Consider the following 24,083-nt stretch of genomic DNA (forward strand, 5'->3'; position numbering starts at 1 on the left):
AACCTCAACGCGAAACAAAGCTCAATGCTACTTCGCTGCGCGCATCTTGCCGCCGGGCAATAGCTGAAACACGCGCCCGCGCCACAGAATCCGGCTGCCCATGTAACTCGCAGCCCAGAACAAGAATCCCATCAGGTCGCGGACGGGATACAGGACCAGCAAGTTGAGCCAGCTGGGATCGCGCACGACCATGCGCCCAACGGCAATCGACAATGCCTCCCGCGAAGCAATCGCCCAGAGCAGAAGAGCGATTCCCCACAACGGATGACCGAGCAACAAGCCAGCAGCCAGTCCCAACAGCCCGAACGGCATGCTGAAGGTGAGCGCCGTTCCGAAGTGTCCCTTCGGCCGCGAGAAGCGCGTCGACTTCATCCAGCGGACCTGGTGCTTCAGCGATGCGATCAAGCTGAGGTTGATCACGATGTGATCGATCGCGTGATGACTCAGCACGACTGTCTGTCCAAGCTTCCAGGTCTCGTTGCCCAGGACGAAATCGTCGGCACAGTAATCCGCCGTGACTTTGAACCCACCCATCTGCCGGATCGCATCGCGCCGAAATGCCATCGTCGGTCCGAGGACAAACTGCATCCCCTCCATCATCCGCGCGACGAGCACGCCGGCCGTCATCTCGACGCTCATGCCCACGGCCTCGAGCCGCGCCCACAGGCCACCGCCGGCAGCAACGCCGCGATACAGGCAGCACATGCCTCCGACCTTTTCATCTGCAAACGGCAGCGCCACGGCGCGGAGGTAGTCGGGCGTCACGCGGACGTCGCTGTCGCTGATGACGAGGATGTCGTGGGCTGCGGATCTCTCCATCAACTCCATCGAGGCGACCTTGGCATTGATGCAAGGCGGTTCGCCGGTTGACATGAACTTCGCCGGAATTTGTGGAAACCGAGCGGCCACGCGGCGCGCAATCTCGAGGCCGGGATCGTTCGCCTCGCGCGCGCAAAACAGAATTTCAAACTTGAGATAATCCTGCTCGAAGAAACTTGCCAGGTGGGCTTCCAGATCAGGCTCTGCGCCCGCCAGTGGCTTCAGCAGCGTGAGTGGCGGAGTGAACCCGGGGTGCTGTCTCAACTCGGATTCGGCAGTCCGGCGTTCGCGAAGATACCGCGCCACCGCCACCAGTACCATGCCCGTAAAGACGCTGGAAGTGATGAGGCCAAATACGGAGATCGCGAGCAGGACGTACAACATGCAAGTCCAAGGATAACCGCAATGTTGGCCCGACCCTATTATCCCGTCTCTCCGGCTAACGATTTTTAAATCATGGCGTTACAGACGGAGGTCGCTTTAGGGCTCTCCAGCCATTGAGGTTAGCTGTAGAGGTTCCGAAACACAGGGGTTAGCGATTCGAGACAGGATTGCGGAGTAACAAGGTTCTTCCGCCACAGCCGTACTCTCTTCAGGATTTTGCATTTCAAGTTTCATTGTGCGCCTGAAGGGAATAATTACCTGCAAAACGGCGCAAAGTTTTTGGCAAATGGAATGAGTGGTTTGGCGGGAATATTCGGGACTAGGTACTTGTTGAAACGAATCATCTGAAATCACCACAACCTCCCAAAATTGAAATTCATCTGACGCGCACGGCGCGGCGGGAACTTCTACTCATAGGGCGGACGCTCTACAGATTCGCGATACTCTAGCCGTTTCCCGACTAGCGATTTGACCACGCGTGTTACCCGCTCGTCGTCGTTTAGCTTGCGTGTATTCCAGCGGAATTGAAACTCGTTCAAATAGTTCGGGAGGTGCTTGCGGCTGACATTATGAAACGTGCCCATCACGGCACGCTGGAGCAAAGAGAAGACGCCTTCAATCGTGTTTGAGTGAATATCGGTGCCGGGTTTTACATACTGCCGATGAGAGTGGCGAGTGTATTTGTGGCCGCCTTCAAATGTGAGACCAACCGTCTTATAGGCCTTCAGATCATCCGTGATAAGACGGCATGAATGATCCGCATTCTCCGTGACAAACTGGCCTAGAGTTTCGGCGGTAATGCGAGGCATCACGCGAAAGCGAACATCGCCGCCGCGTTGAACGATACCAACAACAGGCGTTTTGTAATCGGCATACGTTCCCATGTTTGAACGGCTCACGTAACGCGGACGACCGCCGATGTACACTTCGTCCGCCTCAACTGTTCCCGTGAGCTTCGGAGGGTTTTCTTCCATGAGGCCATGACGTAGACGGCGAAGGATGAAGAGCGCCGACTTGTGCGTTGTCTCCATCTCCCTCGAAAGCTGCAAGGCTGATATGCCCTTCTTGCTGGACGCTGCTTTCCAGATCGCATAGACCCAAACCCGAAGGGGAAGCCGAGTCTCTTCGAGTACGGATTTTGTGCGAACGGTAAACATCTTCTTGCACCCCTTGCAGCGCCAGCGATAGTCCTTATTGCGCTGCTCCCCACTCATCATTGCGTACACGTCCAGATTGCCGCAGTGGGGGCAGCAAGGATCGTTCCCCCAGCGCTGTCCCTCAAGAAACGCGACCGCCTTTGATTCGTCAACTGACGCTTCCCTGAGTTCCTTCAAAATCTGAGACTTCGGCTTCTTCATGTAAAGAAGGTAGCAGAAATTTCAACAAGTATCAAGATAAATCTAAGTGTCTTTTCGCTGAATTGCCGCTTCTCTGGGGGAAGGGTATTTTGGCTTCTTGTTGTTTTTTAAAGAAAACAATCGACTTATACAAGCGTTTGATTTCGATTTGACATTGATTCACTCTCTCTTCTGCGGCTTGGATGAGTTCTATCCAAGTCAGTTCACGGTTGATTGGATTTTTATTATCGATGTCAGTAGACAATTGATGTACACTCCCTTCAGTGATTTATGAAAACCCCCGACGATTACGCGACTACTTGGTCCGACCTCATCGAAGAGTCTTCGGAACTTGAGAACAAGAAGGCCGAACTCGAAGAACAGTTGGATGTTGTCAAGAAGCAGATCACGCATCTTGACGAGGTTTTGAGACACCTCGCCCCACTCGCGGGAATACCCTTCCATCGCGACCTTTCGGACATGGGGATCACGGACGCCATTCGGTGCGTGATGGAAGACTCGACAGAGCGTATGTCTCCTCAGGAGGTGCGCAGTGTACTTGAAAGCAAGCACTTCGACTTTGCGGGCTATTCCGCGCCAATGTCCTCTATCTACAAAATCCTCGGCCGTTTGGCTGATGATCCTGATTGCCCAGTGAGAAAGAAGCGAGACGGGAATACCGTTTTTTATGTTTGGGAAAGGCCATCCACGGAGTATGCGCAGTCGGCGGAGATATCCGACGATGACATTCCATTTTGAGAGGAGAAGGCTTGAGATGGGAACGCTCAAAGGGTGTGACCAATGAGCGTCCCCGAAGTGGCGGTATAGTCTAGCTGCGAACAGGACGCCGGTCTCTAAAACCGGAAACGCGGGTATCGAAATCCCGCTACCGCCACCATGCTGTGCCCCAGTGCTGGAACTGGCAGACAGACGCGACTTGCACTCGCGTGCGGGTTTCCCGCATCCCGGTCCGATCCCGGGCTGGGGCACCGCCCCACCAGAGGGTCGGGGTGATAATACCATTTTATGACGAAGAAGATACCAAAACGAAAGCGCGGACCAAAAGAGGACCGTTTGGTAATCAAAGACCCCCAAAAGGCCATTGATTCCCTCTTTAAGCCTAAGTCCCCCAAAAAGGGCTGAGTGGTCGCTGTTGCGACCGCCCCGAATTGTCATTCGGTCAGTCATTTCAACAGATACCTAGTCCCGGGAATATTCGTTAAGCGTGGTTGACAAAAAAGCGGAAATGGCACGGTCAGGCGCAGCTTTTGTTTGTCGGGGAGGGAGAGGCTTGTTCTTTCCCACCCAAGCAAAGCTTGGATGGGGCACCCGCACCAGGGAACGTTGTCAATGAAAGTAGACGAAGGACTGTGCCATCAATGCCAGCCCGATTGCCGCAAGTCCGCCATAGATGTATCGAGAAAACGTGCCCGCGGAGAGTCGATGGTTGATGATTCTTCCGAGAAAAACAGCCGGAAGCATCACCGGCAGGCACAGCAGATAGTCGCGTGTCACGGTGCGAGTCCAAAGACCGGCGCCGAGATATCCGCACATGCCGAGAATGCTGGCGGGAAGAAAGTATGCCTGCAATGTGGCGCGGAAGTGTTGGGCCGTCCAATTGCGCATGGCTCCGTAGATGACCAGGGGCGGTCCGTTCATGCCGTAGGCTCCGCCGAGAACGCCGGCGAAGAACCCGCAGATCAGCAGCCAGGGGCGGCTGTCGCGGCGGAGGTGAAGGCGCATATTTCCGAAGAGGCAGAAGAACGCGAACAACAGGATCAGGCCACCCAAGAGTCCCTTCACAAGGTGCTCAGGGCTGTGCGTGAGCAGGAGCAGTCCGAGTGGAATTCCGAACAACGTGGAGAAGACCAACCAGCCTGCGCTGCGCAGATGGATATGACGCCAGTCCTGTATTACGACGACGGCGGCGATGGTGATCGACACCAGGACAGCCAGAGGCGCCGCCTCCCGAATCGGAATGCAGAACGCCAGCAAAGGGACCGCAATAAGCGCCTCGCCAAAGCCAAACGCGGATCGGACCAACGTCGCCGCGAACACGATGACGAGAATCAGAAAAGTGATGGTGTGAATGGAAATCCCCGCAGCCTACGGTTTCTTGACGGTTACTGACTTGATCACCGCCGGCTTGCGCATCGGCACAATTGCATTGGCCGAGCCCGGTGCACCCTGCTGGAAGCGCGTCAGCATCTCGCTGCGCACATACTCCACAAAACTCTGCATCTGCCGGTTCATCTCTTCCATGCGCTCGCGCATCTGCAGAATGATCGCGATTCCCGCAATGTTCACGCCGAGATCGCGCGCCAGGTTCAGGATGAACTCCAGACGCTCCAAATCCTCATCCGTATAGAGCCGCGTATTGCCTTCGGTGCGCGAGGGCTTCAGAAGGCCTTCGCGCTCGTAGAGCCGCAGCGTCTGCGGATGGATCTCGAACATCTCGGCCACGGCCGAGATCATGTACGCGCCTTTGGATTTTCGCTTCGCCATGGGATTTGCTCTCGGTTTTCTATTCCCTGTTTCCTAATCCCTGTTCCCTGCTTTTCACAGCTTTTCGAATAACGCGACTCGCGGATCCTGACCATTCAGCTTTGCCAGTTCGCGCATGATCTCTCGGCTGCGTTCATCGTTCAGTGTCGGGATCACCACTTCGACCGTCACGATCTGGTCGCCGCGCTGCCCCGGATGCGACGCGCTCTCTACGCCGCGCTCGCGCATCCGCAGTTTCTGCCCGTTCTGGGTTCCCGGTGGAATCTTCAGCTGCGCACGTCCATCGATTGTCGGCACTTCGATCTTTGAGCCCAGCGAAGCCTCCGCAATCGTTACCGGTACCCTCAATTGAATATCGTCACCCACCCGCGTAAATACGGGATGCGTCCCTGTCCGCACAATCACATACAGGTCGCCAGCCGCGCCGCCGTTCGCTCCGGCGTTTCCCTTCCCCTGCAGCCGAATCCGCTGCCCATCGCGCGTGCCCGGCTTGATACGGAACTCAACTGTCTCTGTTTTGCTGACCGTGCCTTCTCCGTGACACGTCGGGCAATCGCTCGTTACGTGTCCAGAGCCGCCGCAACGCGGGCACGGAATGTTGAACTTCATGCGCCCGCCCATCTGCGTGACCTGCCCTGAGCCGTTGCACTCAGGACACGTCATCGAGCCGCCGGTCTGCGCCATCCCATGACACGTGGGGCACGTCTCCTGCCTGTTCACCTGGATCCGCGCCTGCCCACCGCGAATCGCGGACCAGAAGTCAATCGTCGCCTGGTATTCGAGATCCGTTCCCGGTTGTGGCCCGTGCGGATGCTGCTGCTGCGCTCCCGTGAAAATGCCCGAGAAAATGTCTTTGAAGCTTCCCCACGTTGATGAACCTGCCCCTGGTTGCGGCCCCGGGTGTCCGCCTCCCTGGAATCCAGAGAAGTCGAATCCGTCGAAATCCACGGGAATGCGTCCTTCGCGCTGCTGGCGCGCATAGGCCTCGGCCTGCGCCGGGTCAATCTGGTCGGAGTAGAAGCCAAGCTGGTCGTAAACCTTGCGCTTCTTCTCGTCGCTCAACACATCGTTGGCTTCGGAGATTTCCTTGAACTTCTCCTCCGCCTTCTTGTCGTTGGGATTGACGTCGGGATGATATTTGCGCGCGGCTTTGCGGAAGGCTTTCCGAATCTCCTCCGGTGTCGCCGTCTTCTTGACGCCTAGCGTCGCGTAATAGTCTTTTTGAGTCGTTGTGGCCATTTGAATTTTCTTTGTCTACCCTAGCGTACAGGTCGCTCATAAAACTCGGGGTGGGCACCATTGCCCACCCCGCTTGCTAACTCCGCTAACGCTCGCGCAGCGAGGCTAACTCCGCGAACTCCGCTTACTTTTTGTCCTCGACGTCGACGTACTCGGCATCGATTACGCCTTCGTCTTTCTTCTGCTCGGTCTCTGGCGTTCCGTCGGCCTGCGCCGTCGGAGTGCCTTGTCCTGCCGGAACCGCGTTGGCCTTGTAGAGAATCTCGGCCAGCTTGTGGCTTGCCTGGGTCAGCTTGTCGTTCGCTGCGCGCATCTCTGCAACACTCGGCGAGCCTTCCAGCGTCTTTTTGGCCTCAGCCAGCGCCGACTCTACTTCAGTCTTATCGGCAGCCTGCACCTTTTCGCCAGACTCCTTCAGCATCTTCTCGATGTTGTAAACCAGTCCGTCGAGACCGTTGCGGGCTTCGATTTCTTCGCGCTTCTCCTTGTCCTCGGCGGCATGCGCCTCAGCATCCTTCGCCATCCGCTCGACCTCTTCCTTTGAGAGTCCGGAACTGGATGTGATGGTGATGCGCGTGTCTTTGCCGGTGGCAACGTCTTTGGCGTTCACGTTCAGAATGCCGTTGGCATCGATGTCAAATGTGACTTCGATCTGCGGCACGCCGCGCGGCGCCGGAGGAATTCCCGCGAGCTTGAACTTGCCGAGCGTGCGGTTCTGACCGGCCATCGGTCGCTCGCCTTGCAGCACGTGCACTTCAACCTCGGTCTGCGAATCCGCCGCCGTCGAAAACGTCTCAGTCTTCTTCGTCGGGATCGTCGTGTTCCTCGGAATCATTGGCGTGGCCACGCCGCCCAGCGTTTCAATCGCCAGCGTCAGCGGTGTCACGTCGAGCAGGAGCAAATCCTTCACTTCGCCAGCCAGAACGCCCGCCTGTACAGCCGCGCCCACCGCGACCACTTCGTCGGGGTTCACACCGCGATGCGGTTCCTTGCCAAACAGGCCCTTTACCAGTTCCTGGATCTTGGGCATGCGCGTCTGGCCGCCCACGAGCACCACTTCATCGATGTCGTTCGCCGTCACATTCGCGTCGGCCATCGCCTTCTTGCAGGGCTCAAGCGAGCGCTCAATCAGGTCGGCAACCAACTGCTCCAGTTTGGCGCGGGTCAACTTGCGAACGAGGTGCTTCGGGCCTGTCGCATCCGCCGTGATGAAGGGCAGATTGATTTCAGTCTCGACGGTCGTCGAAAGCTCGATCTTGGCCTTTTCCGCTGCGTCCTTCAGGCGCTGCAGAGCCATTTCGTTGCCCTTCGAGGCCAGGTCGAGGCCCTCCTCCTGCTTGAACTCCGCAATCAGCCACTCCACGATGCGCTGGTCGAGGTTGTCGCCGCCAAGATGGGTGTCGCCGTTGGTCGACTTCACTTCGATGACGCCTTCGCCGACTTCCAGAACGGAAATGTCGAAGGTGCCGCCGCCGAAGTCGTAGACAGCGATGGTTTCGTCCTTCTTCTTGTCGAGCCCGTAGGCCAGCGCGGCCGCCGTCGGCTCGTTGACAATGCGCTTGACGTCGAGGCCGGCAATCTTGCCCGCATCCTTAGTCGCCTGGCGCTGCGCGTCGTTGAAGTACGCCGGGACCGTGATCACAGCCTGCGTGACCGTCTCGCCAAGGTAGGCTTCAGCGCTCTTCTTCAGCTTCTGCAGAATCATCGCCGATATCTCGGGCGGGGTGTACTCCTTGCCCTGGGCGATGACAGCGATGTGGTCGCCCTGCTGAACGACCTTGTAGGGGACCATCTTCATCTCGTCCGTCACTTCGTTGTAGCGGCGGCCCATGAAGCGCTTGATCGAGAAAATGGTGTTTTCGGGGTTGGTGATGGCCTGGCGCTTGGCCACCTGGCCCACCAGGCGCTCGCCGCTCTTTGAAAATGCGACAATCGAGGGGGTAGTGCGCGCACCCTCTTCATTTGCAATCACTTTCGGTTCACCGCCCTCCAGGACGGCGACGCACGAATTGGTCGTGCCCAGGTCAATTCCAATGATTTTTGCCATAGTTGGTTTCCTGCCTTGGATATAGGAACAAATTCAATGTCAGTATTTAAGATGCACCATGAGTGAATTAGTGTCAACTTTTATTGATACTAATTCGATAAGGCTGACCCCGCCGGATCGCCAAGAAGTGTCCAATCTGGATCTTGTCCCGGGATACCCCTCCTTCAATTCTCTTGAAAGCGTCCCGCCATGTGTGACGAATGACCTTGTTACCAATTGCGGACCATTTTAGTCTGTGTTTATATTCAATATGCGACTCTTTTGGTCGTACATCCCCTTAGTTTGAGGCTGCACGTGATCCAATCCTTCCTCCAATTCCTGCTGCCAATCGCCGGATTGTTGCCCGGTCTCCTCCTCGGTGTTGCCTGCATTCCGGTTGCGCAAGCCCAGGAAAAGCCCTACTTCGTCACCTATTCCCACGATCTCGAGGAGCCCGGAAACCTCGAAATCGAGACCAAAACCGCGCTGGCGCAGCCGGGCCAGAGCCACCGCTATGGGGCGACGGCCACCGAACTTGAGTACGGCGCCCGAGCCTGGTGGACGACGGAACTGTATCTCGATGGGCAGGCCACCGCGCAGGACTCCACGATCTTTACCGGTTGGCGTATCGAGAACCGCTTCCGGCCCCTGATGCGCGAACATCTCATCAATCCCGTCCTCTATGTCGAGTACGAAAACACCTCCGGTGCCGACAAGACGCTCCTTGAAGTGGTTGGCCACGATGGCCAGTCGGACCTGGCCGAGCCCAACGGCGAAGCCCGGCGCGAACACCAGCACGAAGCCGAACTCAAGCTCATCCTCTCCTCAAACCTCAAGGCTTGGAACATCTCGGAAAACTTCATTTCAGAGAAAAACCTCGGCCACGAGCCCTGGGAGTTTGGCTATGCCGTCGGCGCGGCTCGTCCACTGCGGACGCTGGGCAGCGGCAAGCCATGCGTCTTCTGCCTGGAGAAATTCATGGCCGGCGCGGAAGCCTACGGTGGCCTGGGCGACACCTTTTCACTCACTATGCGCGATACTTCCCACTACATTGCTCCGATCGTAGGCTGGCAACTGCCCCTCGGCCGCCTCAGCTTCTCAACGGGTTTCGGACTTACGTCTTCCAGTCTCGATCGCGTTTATCGCATCGGCTGGGCATTTGAACTTCCCCAGGTCGGCAACTGGTTCCACAGCCGCAGTGGAGGTGCACAATGACGCGGCGCTTCTTTGCAATTCTCTGTCTCATGGCCTCCGCCAGCCTGCTTCTCTGTGCGGCAGCCAGCTCCCGTTTGGATCGTGTACCCGCGCGGGATCACGACCGTATCAATCCGCTCGCGACTCAGCCGGAATCGGTAGCCGCCGGCTCACTTGTCTACCGCGACCACTGTGCCCAGTGCCACCGCGCCGACGCCAAGGGTGACGGCCGCAAGAAGCCGCCCCTGCGCAGCGATCACCTTAAATTGGCGACCGACGGCGATCTCGAGTGGTTCCTCCGCCAGGGCGATCTGGCGCATGGAATGCCTTCGTGGTCCAGCCTTCCTGAAGCGCAGCGCTGGCAGCTGATCACCTATCTGCGCTCGATCCAATAGGTCAAATTCTCCGGGGACTCGGCGGCTCAGGTCCATAGGTCACCAGCGACAGGTCATCGTCGATGGGGCGATATTTGCTTCTGAGACCTGGGAATTAGAAGTCCTGCCCGGCGATCTGACAGCCCACGCTGGAAAGCAGAGAAAGAGCAGGGGCATCCCCTGCTCTTTCGGTCGTCAAGAACCCACGAATGCCAATCCTCGTAAAAGGAATTGAAGATCGGCAACCTCGCCTGTCAGGGTTGTCCGATGAACCTTCCAATTGCTCCAGCGTGCATGGTGTGACGAACCAGCTCGCGCATGTCTTCTGGGAGGAATGGCCTGGATCTTTGGGTTGTCGCGTCCTTTTCAGATTCCCCGCTTGGTGATCCTCTCCCGCACCACGCGGCGTCTTCGGCATCGATCGCGCAAGGGGACGCCAGGAAGCCGTGAATCTCACCGGTTCCGGTTACTCCAAAGCCTGCAACTTGTCCTTCACTGTTGATCGCATAAGGAATCAGCATGTAGATGGCCGAGTCAGGCGGAACAAGGGCATTCAAGTCTTTCATCGTGCCCTTGCTGAACAGGAAGGCGCGGGGATTTCCGTCTGAATCCGAGGAGGCGCCCACCACGTTTCCCTCATCGTTGATACCAAGGGCCGCGCTGGTGACGTCTCCCGGAATTGTGCCGAGATCGAGCATGTGACCAAGCCTTTTGGACCACAAAAATGCATGACCGGTTGTGTTGCCCGGGAGCGCAGCGGCTCCTACTGCCTGGCCACGATTATTGATCGAGAGGGCAATTGTTCCGATCCCCGGTATACCGGTATTCACCGATCCGCCAAGGTTACCCATGTCGATAACGGTGCCATTTTCCCAGAGCACCGCATGGGGTGTGACTGCTGGTCCAGGAAGGATGCTGGTGGCGCACGAACCCGATCCGCCCACTGCCTGTCCAAGATCATTGATCCAGAACGCCATTCCGACGCTGTCGCCGGGTAGTGGGGGAAGTTTGCGAATTCGGTGAGACCCACCTTCCCAGAGTACGGCCTCGAAATCAAGCGTAAGGGGCCCGCTGCCGGTGATTGCCGGTTGAGTCGGGCAAGAAGAATCGTGCACGCTGTCTTCTGCGATGCCCACGATCTGGTCTCGATTGTTAATCATGGTGGGGGAGGCATTGGTGCCTCCGAGCGTCGGCAGAAGAGTAGCGTGGCCGTTTTGCCACACGAAGGCCCGGCACGCATGCCCCGTAAAGTAGGTGCAGAAATTTTCGTTGTTGGGGTCATTCGAGGTGGTCTCGGCCTGAACAAGGACTTGTCCCCAGTCGTTAACCGAAGCTGCTCCGCTGTTTGAGCCGGCAGGGGTATGTGCAGCGATGTCGAGAATCGATCCGCGATACCAGACGACGGCGTGCTGGGTGCCGTCGGGGAGAGTCGCAATGCCCGTGACGAGACCGCGGCTACCAACGAAGGTCGCCTGGCTGAAGGAGCCGCCCGGCAGGGTGCCGAGATCGGCGACCGTGTAGCGTTGAGATTGCGTGGATGCGGCAAACACGGCCAGCAGGCTGAACATCCCATTCGAAATGACTGACGTGTATTTCATTGCTTCTCCTTTGCGTCCCCTAGTCGCCGATGGGCTTTCCGGGACAGGTGCATTTCGACCTCATCTTCCTGTTTCGCGGCGAATGAGTCCTCAACGGCGACCTCAATTCTTCTGAAATGTTATGAATTGGCCTATAACTTATGGGTGTGCAAACATTTGAGACGCACTCAAGGGTGGAGGGCGTCGGACAAAGGAATTAGGGTTTCCATCTCCCGATACGCCTGGACGGGCACAAGGAGGATTGCGTGCGTCGCCTGCGTACAAGACAATGGCGAGACTCTCAGTTTCAATTGCGGCGCACTTAGCGCTGGGTTCCTGATTTGCTGGCGGAGACGATGGGTAAAGACTCCAGAGGCTTTTACGAGTTTGGTCAATTCCGGATGGATCCGGCCCGAAAGATTCTGCTACGGGATGGCGAGCCCGTAACCCTGACTTCAAAAGCTTTCGAAATGTTGCAAGTCCTTATCGAGCGCAGGGACAAGGTGATATCGAAGGATGAGCTGATGAAGGCTTTGTGGCCAGACAGCTTTGTCGAAGAATCAAACCTGACGCAGCACATTTCCGTTTTGCGAAAGGCGCTTGGTGAAACCCCGCAAGATCATCGATACATACTGACGTTTCCCGGCCGAGGCTACCGCTTTGCGGAAAGCGTGCGATTCGTTTCAGGGCATGCGCTGAATCCGGACGAAGAAGTCCTGTCGCTCTCACCCGAACACGTCGTCGAGCAGAAGGCCCCCTCTCCTTCCCGTCCCGGTTCGTCGAAAGGATTGGCATGGGCAGGTGTTGCAGTCATTGCTCTGGCTGTTTCAGTGGTGGCGGGATGGTGGCTTCATACCGCGCGCGGGACAAGGCGTGCGGGGGCGCCGACGGACTCCGGTCACCGAACAATGCTTGCTGTACTTCCGTTCCAGAATTTGAGCAACGATCCTGCGCAGGAGTATTTCAGTGACGGCCTGACGGAGGAAACCATCACAGACCTCGGCGAACTAAACCCGGAGAAACTGGGGGTAATCGCACGCACGTCGGCGATGGCTTACAAGCACAGCGGCAAGACCATCGCACAGATCGGGCAGGAGCTTGGGGCTGACTACATTCTGGAAGGAAGCGTTCGGCGAGAAGGTGGAACAGCCCGGGTGAGCGCGCAACTCATTCGCGTGAACGATCAGACGCACCTGTGGGCGCACAACTATGAGCGCGAGGTCACCGGGCTGCTGGCACTGCAAAGCGAACTCGGAACGGCCATTGCTCAGCAGGTTCAAATCGAGCTTGAGCCGGAGCGCGAAACTCGTCTGACGAGGAAGCATGTGCCCAGCGCCGAGTCGTATGAGGCCTACCTGCAGGGACTTTACTTCCTCAACAAGCGAACCTACGATGACGAAAACAAAAGTGTCGAGTTCTTCGAGCAATCAACCAAAAAAGATCCTGGATTTGCGCCTGCTTATGCGCAGCTCGCAAATGCATACCTTGCCTTATCAATTTTTTCGCCAGGCCATTTCTGTCCCCTTGCAGCTTCGGCAGCGAAGAGAGCCATGGAACTGGATGACGACCTGGCAGAGGCTCACGCCGCCCTTGGAGCTGAAAAGGCGGATTTTGAATTTGACTGGCAAGCATCTGACAGGGAACTTCGACGAGCGATTGAATTGAACCCTAACAGCGCGCTGGCTCACTCTTTCCTTGCAAACTATTACTTCGCGCCGCTTGGCAAATCAGAGCAGTCGATCGCTGAAATGAAGAAGGCTCTTGAGCTTGACCCCCTGTCTCCAATCTTCAATTCATACCTCGGACTTGACTATTTCTACGCGCGCCACTATGACGAAGCTCTGATTCAGTACAAGAAGACGCTCGCGCTTTACCCGGATTTCCATATCACGCATTACTGGCTTGCATGGCTCTATTCTCAACGGGGGCAGTTCCAGGATGCGATCGCAGAGATCACGAAAGCAAGGCTGCTGGAAGGCGGGGAACGCGCGAAGCTGGCAGCAGCAGGCAAGACTGCTTTGACCGATGCCTATGCGGCAAATGGGCCGAAGGGATTCTGGCTGCAGATTCAGAAAGCGAACGAGAAGACGGGGCGGAATTTTGGGGAGTTCGATATTCCCCAGGTGTATGCGCGCCTAGGGGAGAAGGACCTCGCGTTGGAGTGGTTAGGTCGAAACTATGAGGCGCGAACGAACTTCACAACCTATATGAATGTCGACCCAGCCTACGATTCGATGCGGTCCGATCCCCGTTTCGAGAATCTCGCCCGGCGAATTGGATTGGCACACTAAGCTTTGTTCAAATCGCCTTATGGTAATCGGCTTATCTCGTGGGTGAATACGCCACAGCTCAAGATCCGGGCACAAATTGTCGTGGCTGGTTTCAGTGCCCTGAACCCAGCCACTCCTTCACAACAAGATTCCCGACGTCTCCGGACACGTTGGCGTGAAGAAATTTGTGAGATTTTAAGGATCTCGATAGCGTCCGTCTACTTTCCGTATTTCTTTCCTGCCTTGCCAATCGACGGCGCTGCCTTGGCGAGGTCTTGAGGGTTCATCACAGGCCGTAAGGAGACTTGCGCGTTGAACGCGAGAAACCAAGGCTCAGCAATAGACGGAATTTGCGAGGAGTCCTTCATGTCGAAAACGACAGAGCCCGATCGTTGGCCGTTGTCGTCTGCAAAGAAGTAGGCGGCTTCAGGTTTGAGATCGGCCAATATACCTTCGATTATGGTACCGAGAGTTCCATCTTTTGCGGCGGCATTGCCGGTTTCCACGGGTATCGACACTCTAAGCAACATGCGCATGCATTTACTCCTTTGGGGCGGAGCCAAGATGTATAGGACGTCAGGTATCGGTGTCAAGACTCGATATCTCGGCGCAAGCTGAAACATCAGGGAATGTGAAGTGGAAATCGTCCGCGGGATTGATTTCCGGAGGCAGCAATGACTGTGCCCGGTTGCCCCCGCTCGGAAGTAAGACATTTTATGGCGACCATACGCCGAATTGAGGGAATTGGAGTCGCTTCGACGGCATTCGCACCAACAGCCATGAATGCGCCGGATTGCTCTCGCGGCAATTGCCGCTCATGCGCGTCACAACTGGCAGATGGTCCAATCGTTTAGTCTCAACTCTTCCCGATTGCGATGACCACTGCTGAGGCCCAAGCCCGATATCCCCTGACGCAAGGCGTCAACCCCTGGCTCGTCACAGTCTCGGTCATGCTTCCGACTTTCATGGAGGTGCTCGACACCGCGATCGCTTCAGTAGCGCTGCCCTACATCGCCGGCAGCCTCTCCGCAACCAACTCTGAAGCCACCTGGGTGCTCACCAGCTACCTGGTTGCCAACGCCGTCATCCTTCCCGCCTCGAATTGGTTCGCCCGCCGATTCGGCCGCAAGCGCTTCCTTCTCACCTGCGTCATCATCTTCACCATTGCGTCGTTTTTCTGCGGCGCGGCACCTTCGCTGGGCGTAATTCTGCTTGCCCGGATCATGCAGGGCGCCGGCGGCGGAGCACTGCAGCCGCTTTCGCAATCCATCCTGCTTGAAAGCTTTGCGCCCGCCAAGCGCTCCATGGCTATGGCCGCTTACGGACTCGGCATCGTGGTCGCTCCTGTGCTCGGACCCACCCTCGGCGGCTGGCTCACCGATACGTTCAGTTGGCGGTACGCCTTCTACATCAACATTCCCGTTGGCCTGCTTGCCGTCTTCATGATCACCCGCTTTGTGCACGACCCGCCCTACATCAAGAACGCCAAAGTGGGCCCATTCGACAACATCGGCTTTGGCCTTCTGATTGTCTGGACCGGCTGCCTGCAAGTCGTCCTCGACAAGGGTCAGGAAGACGACTGGTTCGGAGCGATCTGGGTGCGATGGGCTGTGGCCGCGCTGATCCTCGGGTTCATCGGCTGGATCTGGCGTTCGTGGACCAACCCCCGCGGCCTTGTTGACCTGCACGTGCTGAAGAACCGCAACTTCCGGACTGGTTGTTTTTTGATAGCGCTGCTGGGAATGTGTATTTACATCACCATTGCCATTCTGCCTCTCTACTATCAGGAGATCCTCGGCTACACGGCATTCAGCGCCGGCCTCGTCGTCGGCCCGCGCGGCATCGGTTCGATCATTGGCTCCCCGGTCATCGGCATGCTTGGCTCGCGCATCGACAACCGCAAGCTGCTCAGTGCGGGCTTCATCGGCTTCGGTGTCTGCTCTTTCATCTTCGGCACCGTGAATCTCGACATCGGCCCGTTCACTCTGCTGTTGCCCATCATGGTCACTGGTTTTGCTCTCAGCTTCGTCTTTGTGCCGCTCGCCACCATGACCACCGCCACTCTCTCGCGCGAAGAAATGGGCAATGCCACGGGTCTCTTCAACATGCTGCGCAACATCGGCGGATCGATTGGGATTGCGATGGCTACCACGGCCCTCATTCGCCGCGCCGCTTTGCACCAGAACGAGATTGGGGCCAACATCTCGTCTTCGAGCCTTGTCTTGCAGCAGAAATCGTCTGCGATCGCCGGCTATCTTGGTCACCATCTGGGCCGAGCACAGGCCCGGCCGGGCTCACTGGGCCTTATGTATGGATTGCTGCAGCAGCAGTCGGCGCTGCTCGCCTACGTTGATGTCTTTCGCTGGACAGCCGTGCTGGCTTTCTTCTGCGCCGGGGCGGTCTGGCTATTTGGCAAACCGCCAAAGAACGCCGCACCGCCACCGGGTGCGCATTGAAGACTTGGCTATACTTGCACCCGATGCGAAACAACTTTCTCCTGGCGCTGGCGCTTCAATTCGTAGTCATGCCCGCGGCGTTGATTGGTCAGCCCTGTGCACAGGCAGACCTCAAGCCGGCTGCTCAGCGCGTCAAGACAATCCAGGCGCAACTGATTGCTTTCAAAGTCCGCGACGAGATGGACGAGGATGTGCCTGCACCGCTGCAGTCGCTCATTCACACATTCAAGGATGCGCTTGCGGAACTTGCGGACGCGGAACTCCATTGCGCATCAGGAAATCCGACGCCGAAGGAGATTGAGTCACCGCTCGCCAAACTCCTGAGCGCCAATAAACCCGTTCAGCAGGAGGTCTACGACCCCAAGAAGCCACCGCAGCTCGACCAGATTTATGGGGAGGACCTTCATGTCAAAGTCACGGGCGACCCGCCGCAACTCGTTCTGGTTGAGTTCGACTTCGGCGTAGCGTGTGGCTACGACGCCATCTTGCTCGGCTATGAAATGCGCAGCAGCACGTGGCAGCGGGTTCTGCGCTGGCAAAGCCCCGATTACGCCGAAGTGTTGGGTGCATTCGGGGATTTTTTTAGATACGTGATACTGCCTGCGACCGCCTCCGATGGTTGGCGTGCCGTCGTTGCTCATGGCCACCCATGGTGCACGTCAAGTTGGAGCGCTTTCGATCTCGACGTTGTGCAACCTTCCTCCGCAGGAAGCGCTCAAACAGTTCTTCAACATGTGAACCGCGGATACATCCGAGGCGACATTGAGCCGGCGCTCAAGATTGTGCCCGAAGGCTTTCAGATCCGATTGCAAACCGCGATGCTCGATCCGGAAATCTCGAGGCGCATCGGAATCTATCGCTATCGCGTCAGCGGCGCTGCGATTGAACGCGTGCAGCCGATCGCGAATAACGGCCGTGACTTTGTGGACGAATGGCTGGAGTCGCCGTGGGATGAGTCCGCGCGTTGGAGCGTACCCGAAAATCTGGAAGCGCTGAAAGCGACGCACGCAAAGATCGAAACTGAACGGAGTTCAACCGCCGACAACTCACTGCTTCGAAACTACGGACCGGTACTTGCATGCTCCGACGCTAGAGCGCATTTTCAGGTGGAACTGGATGCAGCGTGGATCGACAGTAAAGGCATGTCGACCCCGGATACGTCCACTTACTTCCAGCTTCATGAAGGAAAGAAATCCTTTACGCTCTTATCCACATCGGACCAGCCGGATAGGCGCTGCATGGGTCCGGACATCATGGCGAAAAAGTGAATCGGCTCAAAGACGACCACCCCTGTGCTTTCTGCATCTCAATAATCGGATCGACCAAGCCTTGCGAGGGTGGGTCTGATCCATTTTGAGGGGCAGGGGCGTGGGGTTTTCGCGATTTCCCCCACCTTGCCGGCGGCGAAGGAGAATCGCAACGGCAGCCGCCGGAACCTGCCCTCGTCTTTTATTCCCGTTCCACTGGAGAGTTCCGATGTCATCGCCTTCGAAAGATCTCAAAGAAACCGAATCCGCTTTGCGCTCAGTCATCCAGGTGCTGATCGATGCACAGGATGGCTTTCAGAAGTTTGGTGAACAAATCAAAAGCGAAGCGCTGAAAGAATATTTCCTCGCTGAATCTCTCACCCGCGCGCAGTTCCGTGGGGTGCTCGAATCCATCCTCCACCAGGAAGGCGTGCACGACGTCAAAGAGAGCGGGACCGCCGTCGGCACTGTTCGCCGTGCCTGGGGTGACGTCAAATCAGCTCTCGGCGCCGGTGACCACAGCCTCCTGTCCACTGCCGAAGAAGGCGAAAATGAGGCGGTCGAAGCCTACGCCAAGGCCACGGAATCTTATGTTCCGCTGCCGGTACGCCAGGTTCTCGCCACCCAGGCCGCGCATATCGAGAAGTCGTTGGAATTCATCAAAACGGCCCGCGATACCGGGAAATAACGAATCCCCGATCACCGCGTCATTCCTCAACCAGCGCGACAAACCGCCGCGCATCTTCATCGAATCGTTCGATCCGTCCGCTCAGGATCTCGTAATACCATCCGTGCACCGCAAGGCGCCCCTCCATCATGGCGCGGGCAACCGACGGCTGGGCCCGCAGATTCAGCAACTGCGCCACCACGTTTCCGCGAATCAACGATGCGAGTTCGGCATGCGCTCCATCTTCGGGATTGAGGGGTTGCCGGTGCGAAAACGCCGCTTCCACATGATGCAGCCATCGACTCGCTTTGGGCAGTTTCTCCAACTTCGGCCGGTCAAGCGCTGCCTTGAGTGCTCCGCAATCCGAGTGCCCGCACAAGATCACGTGCTTCACCTTGAGCACGTCAACGGCGTACTCGATCGTCGCCGTGACCCCGTCCACATCGCTCATCGAAACCGGCACGATATTCCCTATGCTGCGGCTGATGAATAAATCACCCGGTTCGGTCCCGAGGATCAGATCCGGCACAATGCGCGAATCAGAACACGTGATAAACAGCCATTCCGGCGCCTGTGACTCCGCCAGCAGATGAAACTGATTGCGGCGCCGTGGAAAGACTTCCGCCAGAAATTTCTTGTGGCCTTCAATCAAGCGTTCCATGCATCCCTCACAACCCTGCAGCCGGTTATTTTCAGTTCTTCAAATCCCAGCCTATCGCATCGTCCCGCGCATCATGTTCCTTGGAAATGAATTCACACACCCTTCGACAAAGGACACTTTCCGCGTTCACCAGTATTCTCGCGACAAAACCGGCCCCGTTCCATACACTGATCGAACGATGGCCTTCGATACTCCCCTGAAGATCGAGCCAGTTCCCGGCGCGAAACCAGGAACCGTCATCTTGCGCCTCGTTGGGCCCGTGACTCTCAACAGCGTTCAACCACTGCGAGCCCTGTTCCGCGGCACTGAGCCACCCCGTCACACCATCCTCGATCTCAGCGGCGTTCCGTTCATGGACTCCGCCGGTATGAGCGAAATTGTCAATCACGAAGTGTATTGCCGGGACAAGCAGGTCCAACTTTCCCTCGCGGGTGTCACGCCTCGCGTTCTCGGCATGTTTCACACCACGAGGTTGGAAAAGGTGCTGACCCTGACAGCAACAGTCGAAGAGGCCGAAGCCCGCACTTAGCCCGCAGCTGCGGTTGCTACCATTCCAACTGAAGGAGTTCTTTGCAGCCGACATGAATTACTCCCGCTTGGTCTCCACCCTTGCTGTTGTTGCCTCGTTCTCTTCCCTCGCGTTCAACCTTCATGCGCAAGCGGTCGACACCCTCGACCCCGCTCTCAAAACACGCATCGACAGCATCGCCAACGAGGTACTCAAGCAGACCGGCGCCCCTTCCGCGTCCGTCGCTATCGTCAAAGGCGGCAAGATCGTGTACACCCATGCCTACGGCAAAGCGCGTCTCGATCCTTCGATGGCCGCCACCGCCGACATGCGCTACTCCATCGGATCCATCTCCAAGCAGTTCGCCGCAACGGCAATCCTCCTGTTGCAGGAGCAGGGCAAGCTCTCCGTCGACGATGCAGTGGGCAAATACGTCCCCGGCCTTACCCGGGGCGACGAAGTCACAATAGGCGAAATCCTCTCCCACACCTCCGGCTACCAGGACTATGCGCCGGAGGACTACCCCGTGGCCTCGCAGCTCAAACCCGTCACCCCGCAGCAGATTCTCAACGAGTGGGCCACCAAGCCGCTCGACTTCGACCCAGGCACGCAATGGCAGTACTCCAATACCAATTACGTGATCGCCGGCCTCATTGTCGAAAAAGTCACCGGTGGAAAGCTCTTCGATTTTCTGAACGAGCACATCTTTCACCCGCTGGGGATGAAAAGCGCATGGAACAGCGACGCGAAGGAACTTCCTTCCGCTGACGCCGCGCCCTTCATGCGCAACGCGCTTGGTCCGTTGCGCCCGGTTCCGAACGGCGGCGAGGGTTGGATGTTTGCAGCCGGCGAACTCGCCATGACCGCGCACGACGTTGCTCTCTGGGATATCAGCCTGATGCAGCGCACGATTCTCAAACCGGAGAGCTACAACCAGATGTTCACCGAGGTGAAGCTGAAAGACGGCAAGGGCACGCACTACGGACTCGGCGTCCAAATCATGGATCGCGATGGCCACCACTCCATTGAGCACAGCGGCGAGGTAAACGGCTTTGTCTCCGACAACGAAGTTCTCATCGATGACGGCATCGCAGTAGCGGTTCTCACCAATCACATGGCAGGGGGCGCCGAGCAGATCACGCGACTGGCGGCGGCCACCATTGCCGGCGTCCAACACACGCCCAACGAAGATCAGGCGATCGCCATCTACAAAGGTCTGCAACAAGGTCAGATTGATCGCACCCTGCTCGCTCCCAATCTCAATGCCTACTTCGACGCGCAGACACTGTCGGACTATCGCAACAGCCTCGCGCCTCTCGGCGATCCGCTTACGTTCCACCAAACTGGCGAACGACTCCGCGGCGGCATGACGTTCCGCGTCTTCCGAATCCAGTACCCGACGCAGCGTCTGAGCCTTACCACCTACACCTACCCCGACGGCAAACTCGAGCAATACCTGATCGCACCGGCGGAGTAGCAGTGAGAAGCAACTGATGCCCGTGCAGAGATTCCTGTTCACTGCCGCTCTGACCTGCGCCAGCCGCGCAGTGCAGTTAAGAGACCGCATGCTCAGCCGCATCCCGCGCGGGCGCCCGGAGAGCGCCGGGATCGCCGCAACGCAACACACCATTGCCAGCGGGAAAAATCTCATCGACGCGGCCTTCGTCACGCCAGCACCGGCCGAAGCGCAGGCAGCAGTTCTCATCTGTCACGGCATAGGCGAAATTGTGCCGCAATGGTTTCCCATCCAACGGATCTTCGCAGAGAATGGCATCGCTTCACTCGTCTTCGACTACTCAGGGTACGGCCGCAGCACCGGCCGCCCCGACTGGAGCCAGTGTGAAGACGATGCGGTCTCCGCCTTCAACCTTCTCAAGCTGCTCGCGCCAAGAGTCCCGGTCGCCATTCTCGGATTCTCGCTCGGCACTGGAATCGCGCCTGCCATTCTCAATCGAGTGGAAGCAGATCGCCTCGTGCTTTGCGCGGGATTTTCCTCGTTCCGCAAGGCGGCTCGTGCGGCGTGGGTTCCCGGATTCCTTTCCCCGTTTGTTCCGCCTATCTGGTCGGCAGAGGAAGCTCTCCGCGATTGTTCCCTCCCCATCCTCATCGTCCAGGGAGATCGCGACCGCCTCTTCCGCTTGCCAATGGCTCAAGAACTCGTCGCCTGCTGCAACGGACGCGCCGACCTGCTCGTTTTGCCTGCTCGTTCCCACAACGAGCCCTTCTACAATCCGCAACCTCACTATTGGGGACCCATCGTCTCCTGGCTGCTCCGAGATGTCCCTCCGCTGAGCCCCTCACAAGCCAACTCGCGCACCCGCTAAACTCTGAACTTCAAACCGCGAACTCCGAACTGGCCTTTTCGATACACTTGTATCTGACCTATGTTTGAGAACCTTACAGAAAAACTGCAACGAGCCTTCAAAACCCTCCGCGGCCAGGGCACGCTTACCGACGAGAACATCCAGGAAGCGCTCAAAGAGATTCGCGTCGCCATGCTGGACGCCGACGTCAACCTGAACGTCGTCAACGAGCTCATCGAGCACATCCGGGCCAAAGCCGTTGGCACTGAAGTGCTTACCGCTCTTTCGCCCTCCGAGCAGGTGATCAAGATCGTTCGCGACGAGCTGGTTGAACTCCTCGGCCGGGACACGGCACGCTTCAAATTCGCGTCGCAGCCACCGACCGTTATTCTGATGGCGGGGTTGCAGGGCTCGGGTAAAACCACCACGAGCGGCAAGCTCGCGGCATGGCTTAAAAAGGGCGGCCATCGCCCCATGCTTGTCTCCGTCGACGTCTACCGCCCCGCCGCGCGTGAGCAGCTCAAGGTCGTAGCCAAATCCATTGAAGCGCGCCTCTACGAAGGCAAGCTCAACGACGAAGCTCCTGGCTCGAAACTCGTCGAGCGCCTGGCTTCAGAAGCCCGCCGCGAAGCCCGCATCCTCGCTTGCGACACCCTCATCGTCGACACCGCCGGCCGTCTCCACGTCGATGAAGAGCTGATGGATGAGATGGCTCAGCTCAAGAAGCTCCTCAACCCGCAGGAGATCCTCTTCGTCGCCGACGCCATGACCGGCCAGGACGCCGTCAACTCGGCGCAGGATTTTCATAAGCGGCTCGGCCTCACCGGCGTGATCCTCACCAAGATGGACGGCGACTCGCGCGGCGGCGCGGCCATTTCCATTCGCCACGTCACCGGTCAGCCCATCAAGTTCATCGGCACAGGCGAGAAGCCAGACGCCTTCGAACCCTTCCATCCAGATCGTATTGTTGGCCGTATCCTCGGCATGGGCGACATGCTCTCGCTTATCGAGAAGGCCGAGTCCTCGCTCGACCGCAAGAAGTCTGAAGACTTCGCCAAGAAGGCGCTCCTCGGCGACGGCTTCACGCTTGAGGACTTCCGCGATCAGTTGCAGCAGATCAAAAAGCTCGGCTCGATGGAATCGATTCTGAAGATGATGCCGTCCGTAGGCCCCTTTGCCGGTCTGCAGCAAGCCTCAAAGAACGTCGACGAGAAGCAGTTCGTGCGTCTCGAAGCCATCATCAGTTCCATGACGCCCTTCGAGCGCCGCAACCACGAGATCATCTCCGGCTCGCGCCGCAAGCGCATCGCCGCCGGCTCCGGTACCAGCGTGCAGGACGTCAATCAGCTCCTCCGCCAGTATGCGCAGATGAGCAAGATGTTCAAGCAAATGGGCAAAGGCGGCCTGGCCCGGCAGATGATGCGCGGCGGGATGTCCGGCATGATGGGCAAACAGAAATTCGGGCGGTGACGATGAGGTTTCGGCGGTCAAAAGCAGGTCCTTCGCTCCGCTTACCCCGCAGATGATGAATCATCTGCGGGGCCCCAAACGCGCTTCGCTCAGGATGACACCTTTATTGAGCGAGAGCGGTGATCCAGATGTTTTTAGAACAGAGCGCGTAGAGAAACGATGACCAGCCTGCAAGACCAACTCGACGAGATCACCAGCAACACAAGGCACCTCGTGCAGCCTGAGCGGCTCGCTGTCGGCGAACGTGCGGTCGAGGATTTGTTCTCCACCGGCATCGAGGAGAATATTCTCCCCGTCGATGCACAAGCCCCTGAATTCGCGTTGAAAGACTCCAGCGGCAAAATCGTCCGCTCGCACGATCTGCTTTCCATCGGTCCGCTCATCATCAAATTCTTTCGCGGACGCTGGTGTCCGTATTGCGTGACGGAACTCGAAACCTGGCGCGATCTCTACGGCCAGCTGCGCGAACACGGCGCCCTGATGATCGCCATCGGTCCGCAGATCGAGCGCCAGAGCGACTTCATGGCCAATCAGCACGGCCTTCCGTTCCCCGTGCTCTCCGACCCCGGTAACGCAGTCGCTGAAAAATTCGGCCTTGTCTATACCATCCCCGAGTACCATCGCGACTACTACCTCTCCATCCTCGTCAACATCCCCTTTGTCAACGGCGACAAAAGCTGGCGCCTGCCCCTGCCTGCGACGTACGTGATTGCGAAAGATGGCAAGGTCGTGTACGCCGAAGCCCACGCTGACTTCCGCGTCCGCCCCGAACCCGAAGAAGCTCTCGCCGTCGCCTGCGACATTCACCACCGGTGAGCGACACTTCGGGCAACTTTCCGGTTGCATTTCCGTCAGATTCCGCACGGATGCCCCAGACACTCGCGACATCAGTCGCAAAGAGCGACCGCATTCATCGACGTTCGCGACACCCGGAAAGAATAAGAATCGCTGCTGGTTAAAACGTGCTTTCCCACCCAAGCGGAGCCTGGATGGGGCGCCCTCATTCGTACAGATGTTTCAGTCTTCACGACAGATCAATTCTGGTG

The 24,083-nt window shown here is 57.7% G+C and carries 22 protein-coding genes and 1 pseudogene; 12 read left to right on the forward strand and 11 right to left on the reverse strand.

Going from position 1 to position 24,083, the window contains the following annotated elements:
* Positions 1-27: 27 nt before the first annotated feature.
* From VK574_RS11455 to VK574_RS11470, 4 genes and pseudogenes are all read right to left on the reverse strand, one after another.
* On the reverse strand, positions 28-1,203 hold the full coding sequence (locus VK574_RS11455; RefSeq protein WP_472799988.1) for a glycosyltransferase: 1,176 nt from the start codon (positions 1,201-1,203) through the stop codon (positions 28-30).
* A gap of 407 nt (positions 1,204-1,610) precedes the next feature.
* Positions 1,611-2,360 (reverse strand): IS1595 family transposase, encoded by a 750-nt coding sequence (locus tag VK574_RS11460; protein ID WP_472800103.1) that lies wholly within the window; start codon positions 2,358-2,360, stop codon positions 1,611-1,613.
* A 12-nt stretch (positions 2,361-2,372) separates the two neighbouring features.
* Positions 2,373-2,561, reverse strand: a pseudogene (locus tag VK574_RS11465) (transposase); the annotation flags it as partial.
* A gap of 31 nt (positions 2,562-2,592) precedes the next feature.
* Complete coding sequence (locus VK574_RS11470; RefSeq protein ID WP_472799989.1) at positions 2,593-2,805, reverse strand: hypothetical protein; 213 nt, start codon at positions 2,803-2,805, stop codon at positions 2,593-2,595.
* A 26-nt stretch (positions 2,806-2,831) separates the two neighbouring features.
* Between VK574_RS11470 and VK574_RS11475 the strand changes: the two genes are divergently transcribed.
* On the forward strand, positions 2,832-3,299 hold the full coding sequence (locus VK574_RS11475) for a hypothetical protein (RefSeq protein ID WP_472799990.1): 468 nt from the start codon (positions 2,832-2,834) through the stop codon (positions 3,297-3,299).
* A gap of 588 nt (positions 3,300-3,887) precedes the next feature.
* On the opposite strand, the gene VK574_RS11480 is transcribed toward VK574_RS11475, so the two are convergent.
* The 4 genes from VK574_RS11480 to dnaK form a co-directional block, all read right to left on the reverse strand.
* Complete coding sequence (locus VK574_RS11480; protein ID WP_472799991.1) at positions 3,888-4,598, reverse strand: sulfite exporter TauE/SafE family protein; 711 nt, start codon at positions 4,596-4,598, stop codon at positions 3,888-3,890.
* 48 nt (positions 4,599-4,646) lie between these two features.
* Positions 4,647-5,045, reverse strand: a complete 399-nt coding sequence (locus VK574_RS11485; RefSeq protein ID WP_472799992.1) for a MerR family transcriptional regulator — start codon at positions 5,043-5,045, stop codon at positions 4,647-4,649.
* A gap of 54 nt (positions 5,046-5,099) precedes the next feature.
* A complete protein-coding gene (locus VK574_RS11490; RefSeq protein WP_472799993.1) occupies positions 5,100-6,284 on the reverse strand; it encodes a DnaJ C-terminal domain-containing protein in 1,185 nt (394 codons plus the stop codon).
* A 124-nt stretch (positions 6,285-6,408) separates the two neighbouring features.
* On the reverse strand, positions 6,409-8,331 hold the full coding sequence (gene dnaK / locus VK574_RS11495; protein ID WP_472799994.1) for a molecular chaperone DnaK: 1,923 nt from the start codon (positions 8,329-8,331) through the stop codon (positions 6,409-6,411).
* Positions 8,332-8,625: 294 nt separating this feature from the next.
* Between dnaK and VK574_RS11500 the strand changes: the two genes are divergently transcribed.
* Together VK574_RS11500 and VK574_RS11505 are read left to right on the forward strand one after the other, a co-directional pair.
* Complete coding sequence (locus tag VK574_RS11500) at positions 8,626-9,525, forward strand: hypothetical protein (RefSeq protein WP_472799995.1); 900 nt, start codon at positions 8,626-8,628, stop codon at positions 9,523-9,525.
* On the forward strand, positions 9,522-9,899 hold the full coding sequence (locus VK574_RS11505) for a c-type cytochrome (protein ID WP_472799996.1): 378 nt from the start codon (positions 9,522-9,524) through the stop codon (positions 9,897-9,899). The genes VK574_RS11500 and VK574_RS11505 overlap by 4 nt, the downstream gene beginning before the upstream one ends.
* 233 nt (positions 9,900-10,132) lie before the next feature.
* Here the strand turns inward: VK574_RS11505 and VK574_RS11510 are convergent, their stop codons facing one another.
* Entirely contained in the window at positions 10,133-11,476 is a 1,344-nt protein-coding gene (locus VK574_RS11510) for a hypothetical protein (protein ID WP_472799997.1), read from the reverse strand.
* A gap of 380 nt (positions 11,477-11,856) precedes the next feature.
* Between VK574_RS11510 and VK574_RS11515 the strand changes: the two genes are divergently transcribed.
* Positions 11,857-13,746 carry a winged helix-turn-helix domain-containing protein gene (locus tag VK574_RS11515; RefSeq protein WP_472799998.1) on the forward strand — a complete coding sequence of 630 codons (1,890 nt, stop codon included), beginning with the start codon at positions 11,857-11,859 and terminating at the stop codon, positions 13,744-13,746.
* Between the two features lie 197 nt (positions 13,747-13,943).
* Here the strand turns inward: VK574_RS11515 and VK574_RS11520 are convergent, their stop codons facing one another.
* A complete protein-coding gene (locus tag VK574_RS11520) occupies positions 13,944-14,231 on the reverse strand; it encodes a hypothetical protein (protein ID WP_472799999.1) in 288 nt (95 codons plus the stop codon).
* 369 nt (positions 14,232-14,600) lie between these two features.
* Here VK574_RS11520 and VK574_RS11525 point away from each other — a divergent pair, with 369 nt between their 5' ends.
* From VK574_RS11525 to VK574_RS11535, 3 genes are all read left to right on the forward strand, one after another.
* The gene (locus VK574_RS11525) at positions 14,601-16,181 is read left to right on the forward strand and encodes a DHA2 family efflux MFS transporter permease subunit (protein ID WP_472800000.1); all 1,581 of its coding nucleotides are present in this window, start codon (positions 14,601-14,603) and stop codon (positions 16,179-16,181) included.
* Positions 16,182-16,195: 14 nt separating this feature from the next.
* A complete protein-coding gene (locus tag VK574_RS11530) occupies positions 16,196-17,449 on the forward strand; it encodes a hypothetical protein (protein ID WP_472800001.1) in 1,254 nt (417 codons plus the stop codon).
* Between the two features lie 208 nt (positions 17,450-17,657).
* Positions 17,658-18,116: a PA2169 family four-helix-bundle protein gene (locus tag VK574_RS11535; RefSeq protein ID WP_472800002.1), complete on the forward strand. Its 459-nt coding sequence runs from the start codon at positions 17,658-17,660 to the stop codon at positions 18,114-18,116.
* A gap of 19 nt (positions 18,117-18,135) precedes the next feature.
* Here the strand turns inward: VK574_RS11535 and VK574_RS11540 are convergent, their stop codons facing one another.
* Entirely contained in the window at positions 18,136-18,756 is a 621-nt protein-coding gene (locus VK574_RS11540) for a carbonic anhydrase (protein ID WP_472800003.1), read from the reverse strand.
* 178 nt (positions 18,757-18,934) lie between these two features.
* On the opposite strand from VK574_RS11540, the gene VK574_RS11545 reads away from it, so the two are divergent.
* The 5 genes from VK574_RS11545 to VK574_RS11565 all read left to right on the forward strand — a co-directional run bounded on the left by VK574_RS11545 (position 18,935) and on the right by VK574_RS11565 (position 23,853).
* Positions 18,935-19,285 carry an STAS domain-containing protein gene (locus tag VK574_RS11545; RefSeq protein WP_472800004.1) on the forward strand — a complete coding sequence of 117 codons (351 nt, stop codon included), beginning with the start codon at positions 18,935-18,937 and terminating at the stop codon, positions 19,283-19,285.
* Between the two features lie 52 nt (positions 19,286-19,337).
* Complete coding sequence (locus tag VK574_RS11550; protein ID WP_472800005.1) at positions 19,338-20,741, forward strand: serine hydrolase domain-containing protein; 1,404 nt, start codon at positions 19,338-19,340, stop codon at positions 20,739-20,741.
* Between the two features lie 16 nt (positions 20,742-20,757).
* Positions 20,758-21,588, forward strand: coding sequence for an alpha/beta hydrolase (locus VK574_RS11555; protein WP_472800006.1), 831 nt, complete (start codon positions 20,758-20,760; stop codon positions 21,586-21,588).
* 60 nt (positions 21,589-21,648) lie between these two features.
* Entirely contained in the window at positions 21,649-23,037 is a 1,389-nt protein-coding gene (gene ffh, locus VK574_RS11560) for a signal recognition particle protein (RefSeq protein ID WP_472800007.1), read from the forward strand.
* Positions 23,038-23,196: 159 nt separating this feature from the next.
* A complete protein-coding gene (locus VK574_RS11565; protein ID WP_472800008.1) occupies positions 23,197-23,853 on the forward strand; it encodes a peroxiredoxin-like family protein in 657 nt (218 codons plus the stop codon).
* Positions 23,854-24,083 lie beyond the last annotated feature (230 nt).

This window comes from Occallatibacter sp. (assembly GCF_035317045.1).
Taxonomy (GTDB): domain Bacteria; phylum Acidobacteriota; class Terriglobia; order Terriglobales; family Acidobacteriaceae; genus Telmatobacter.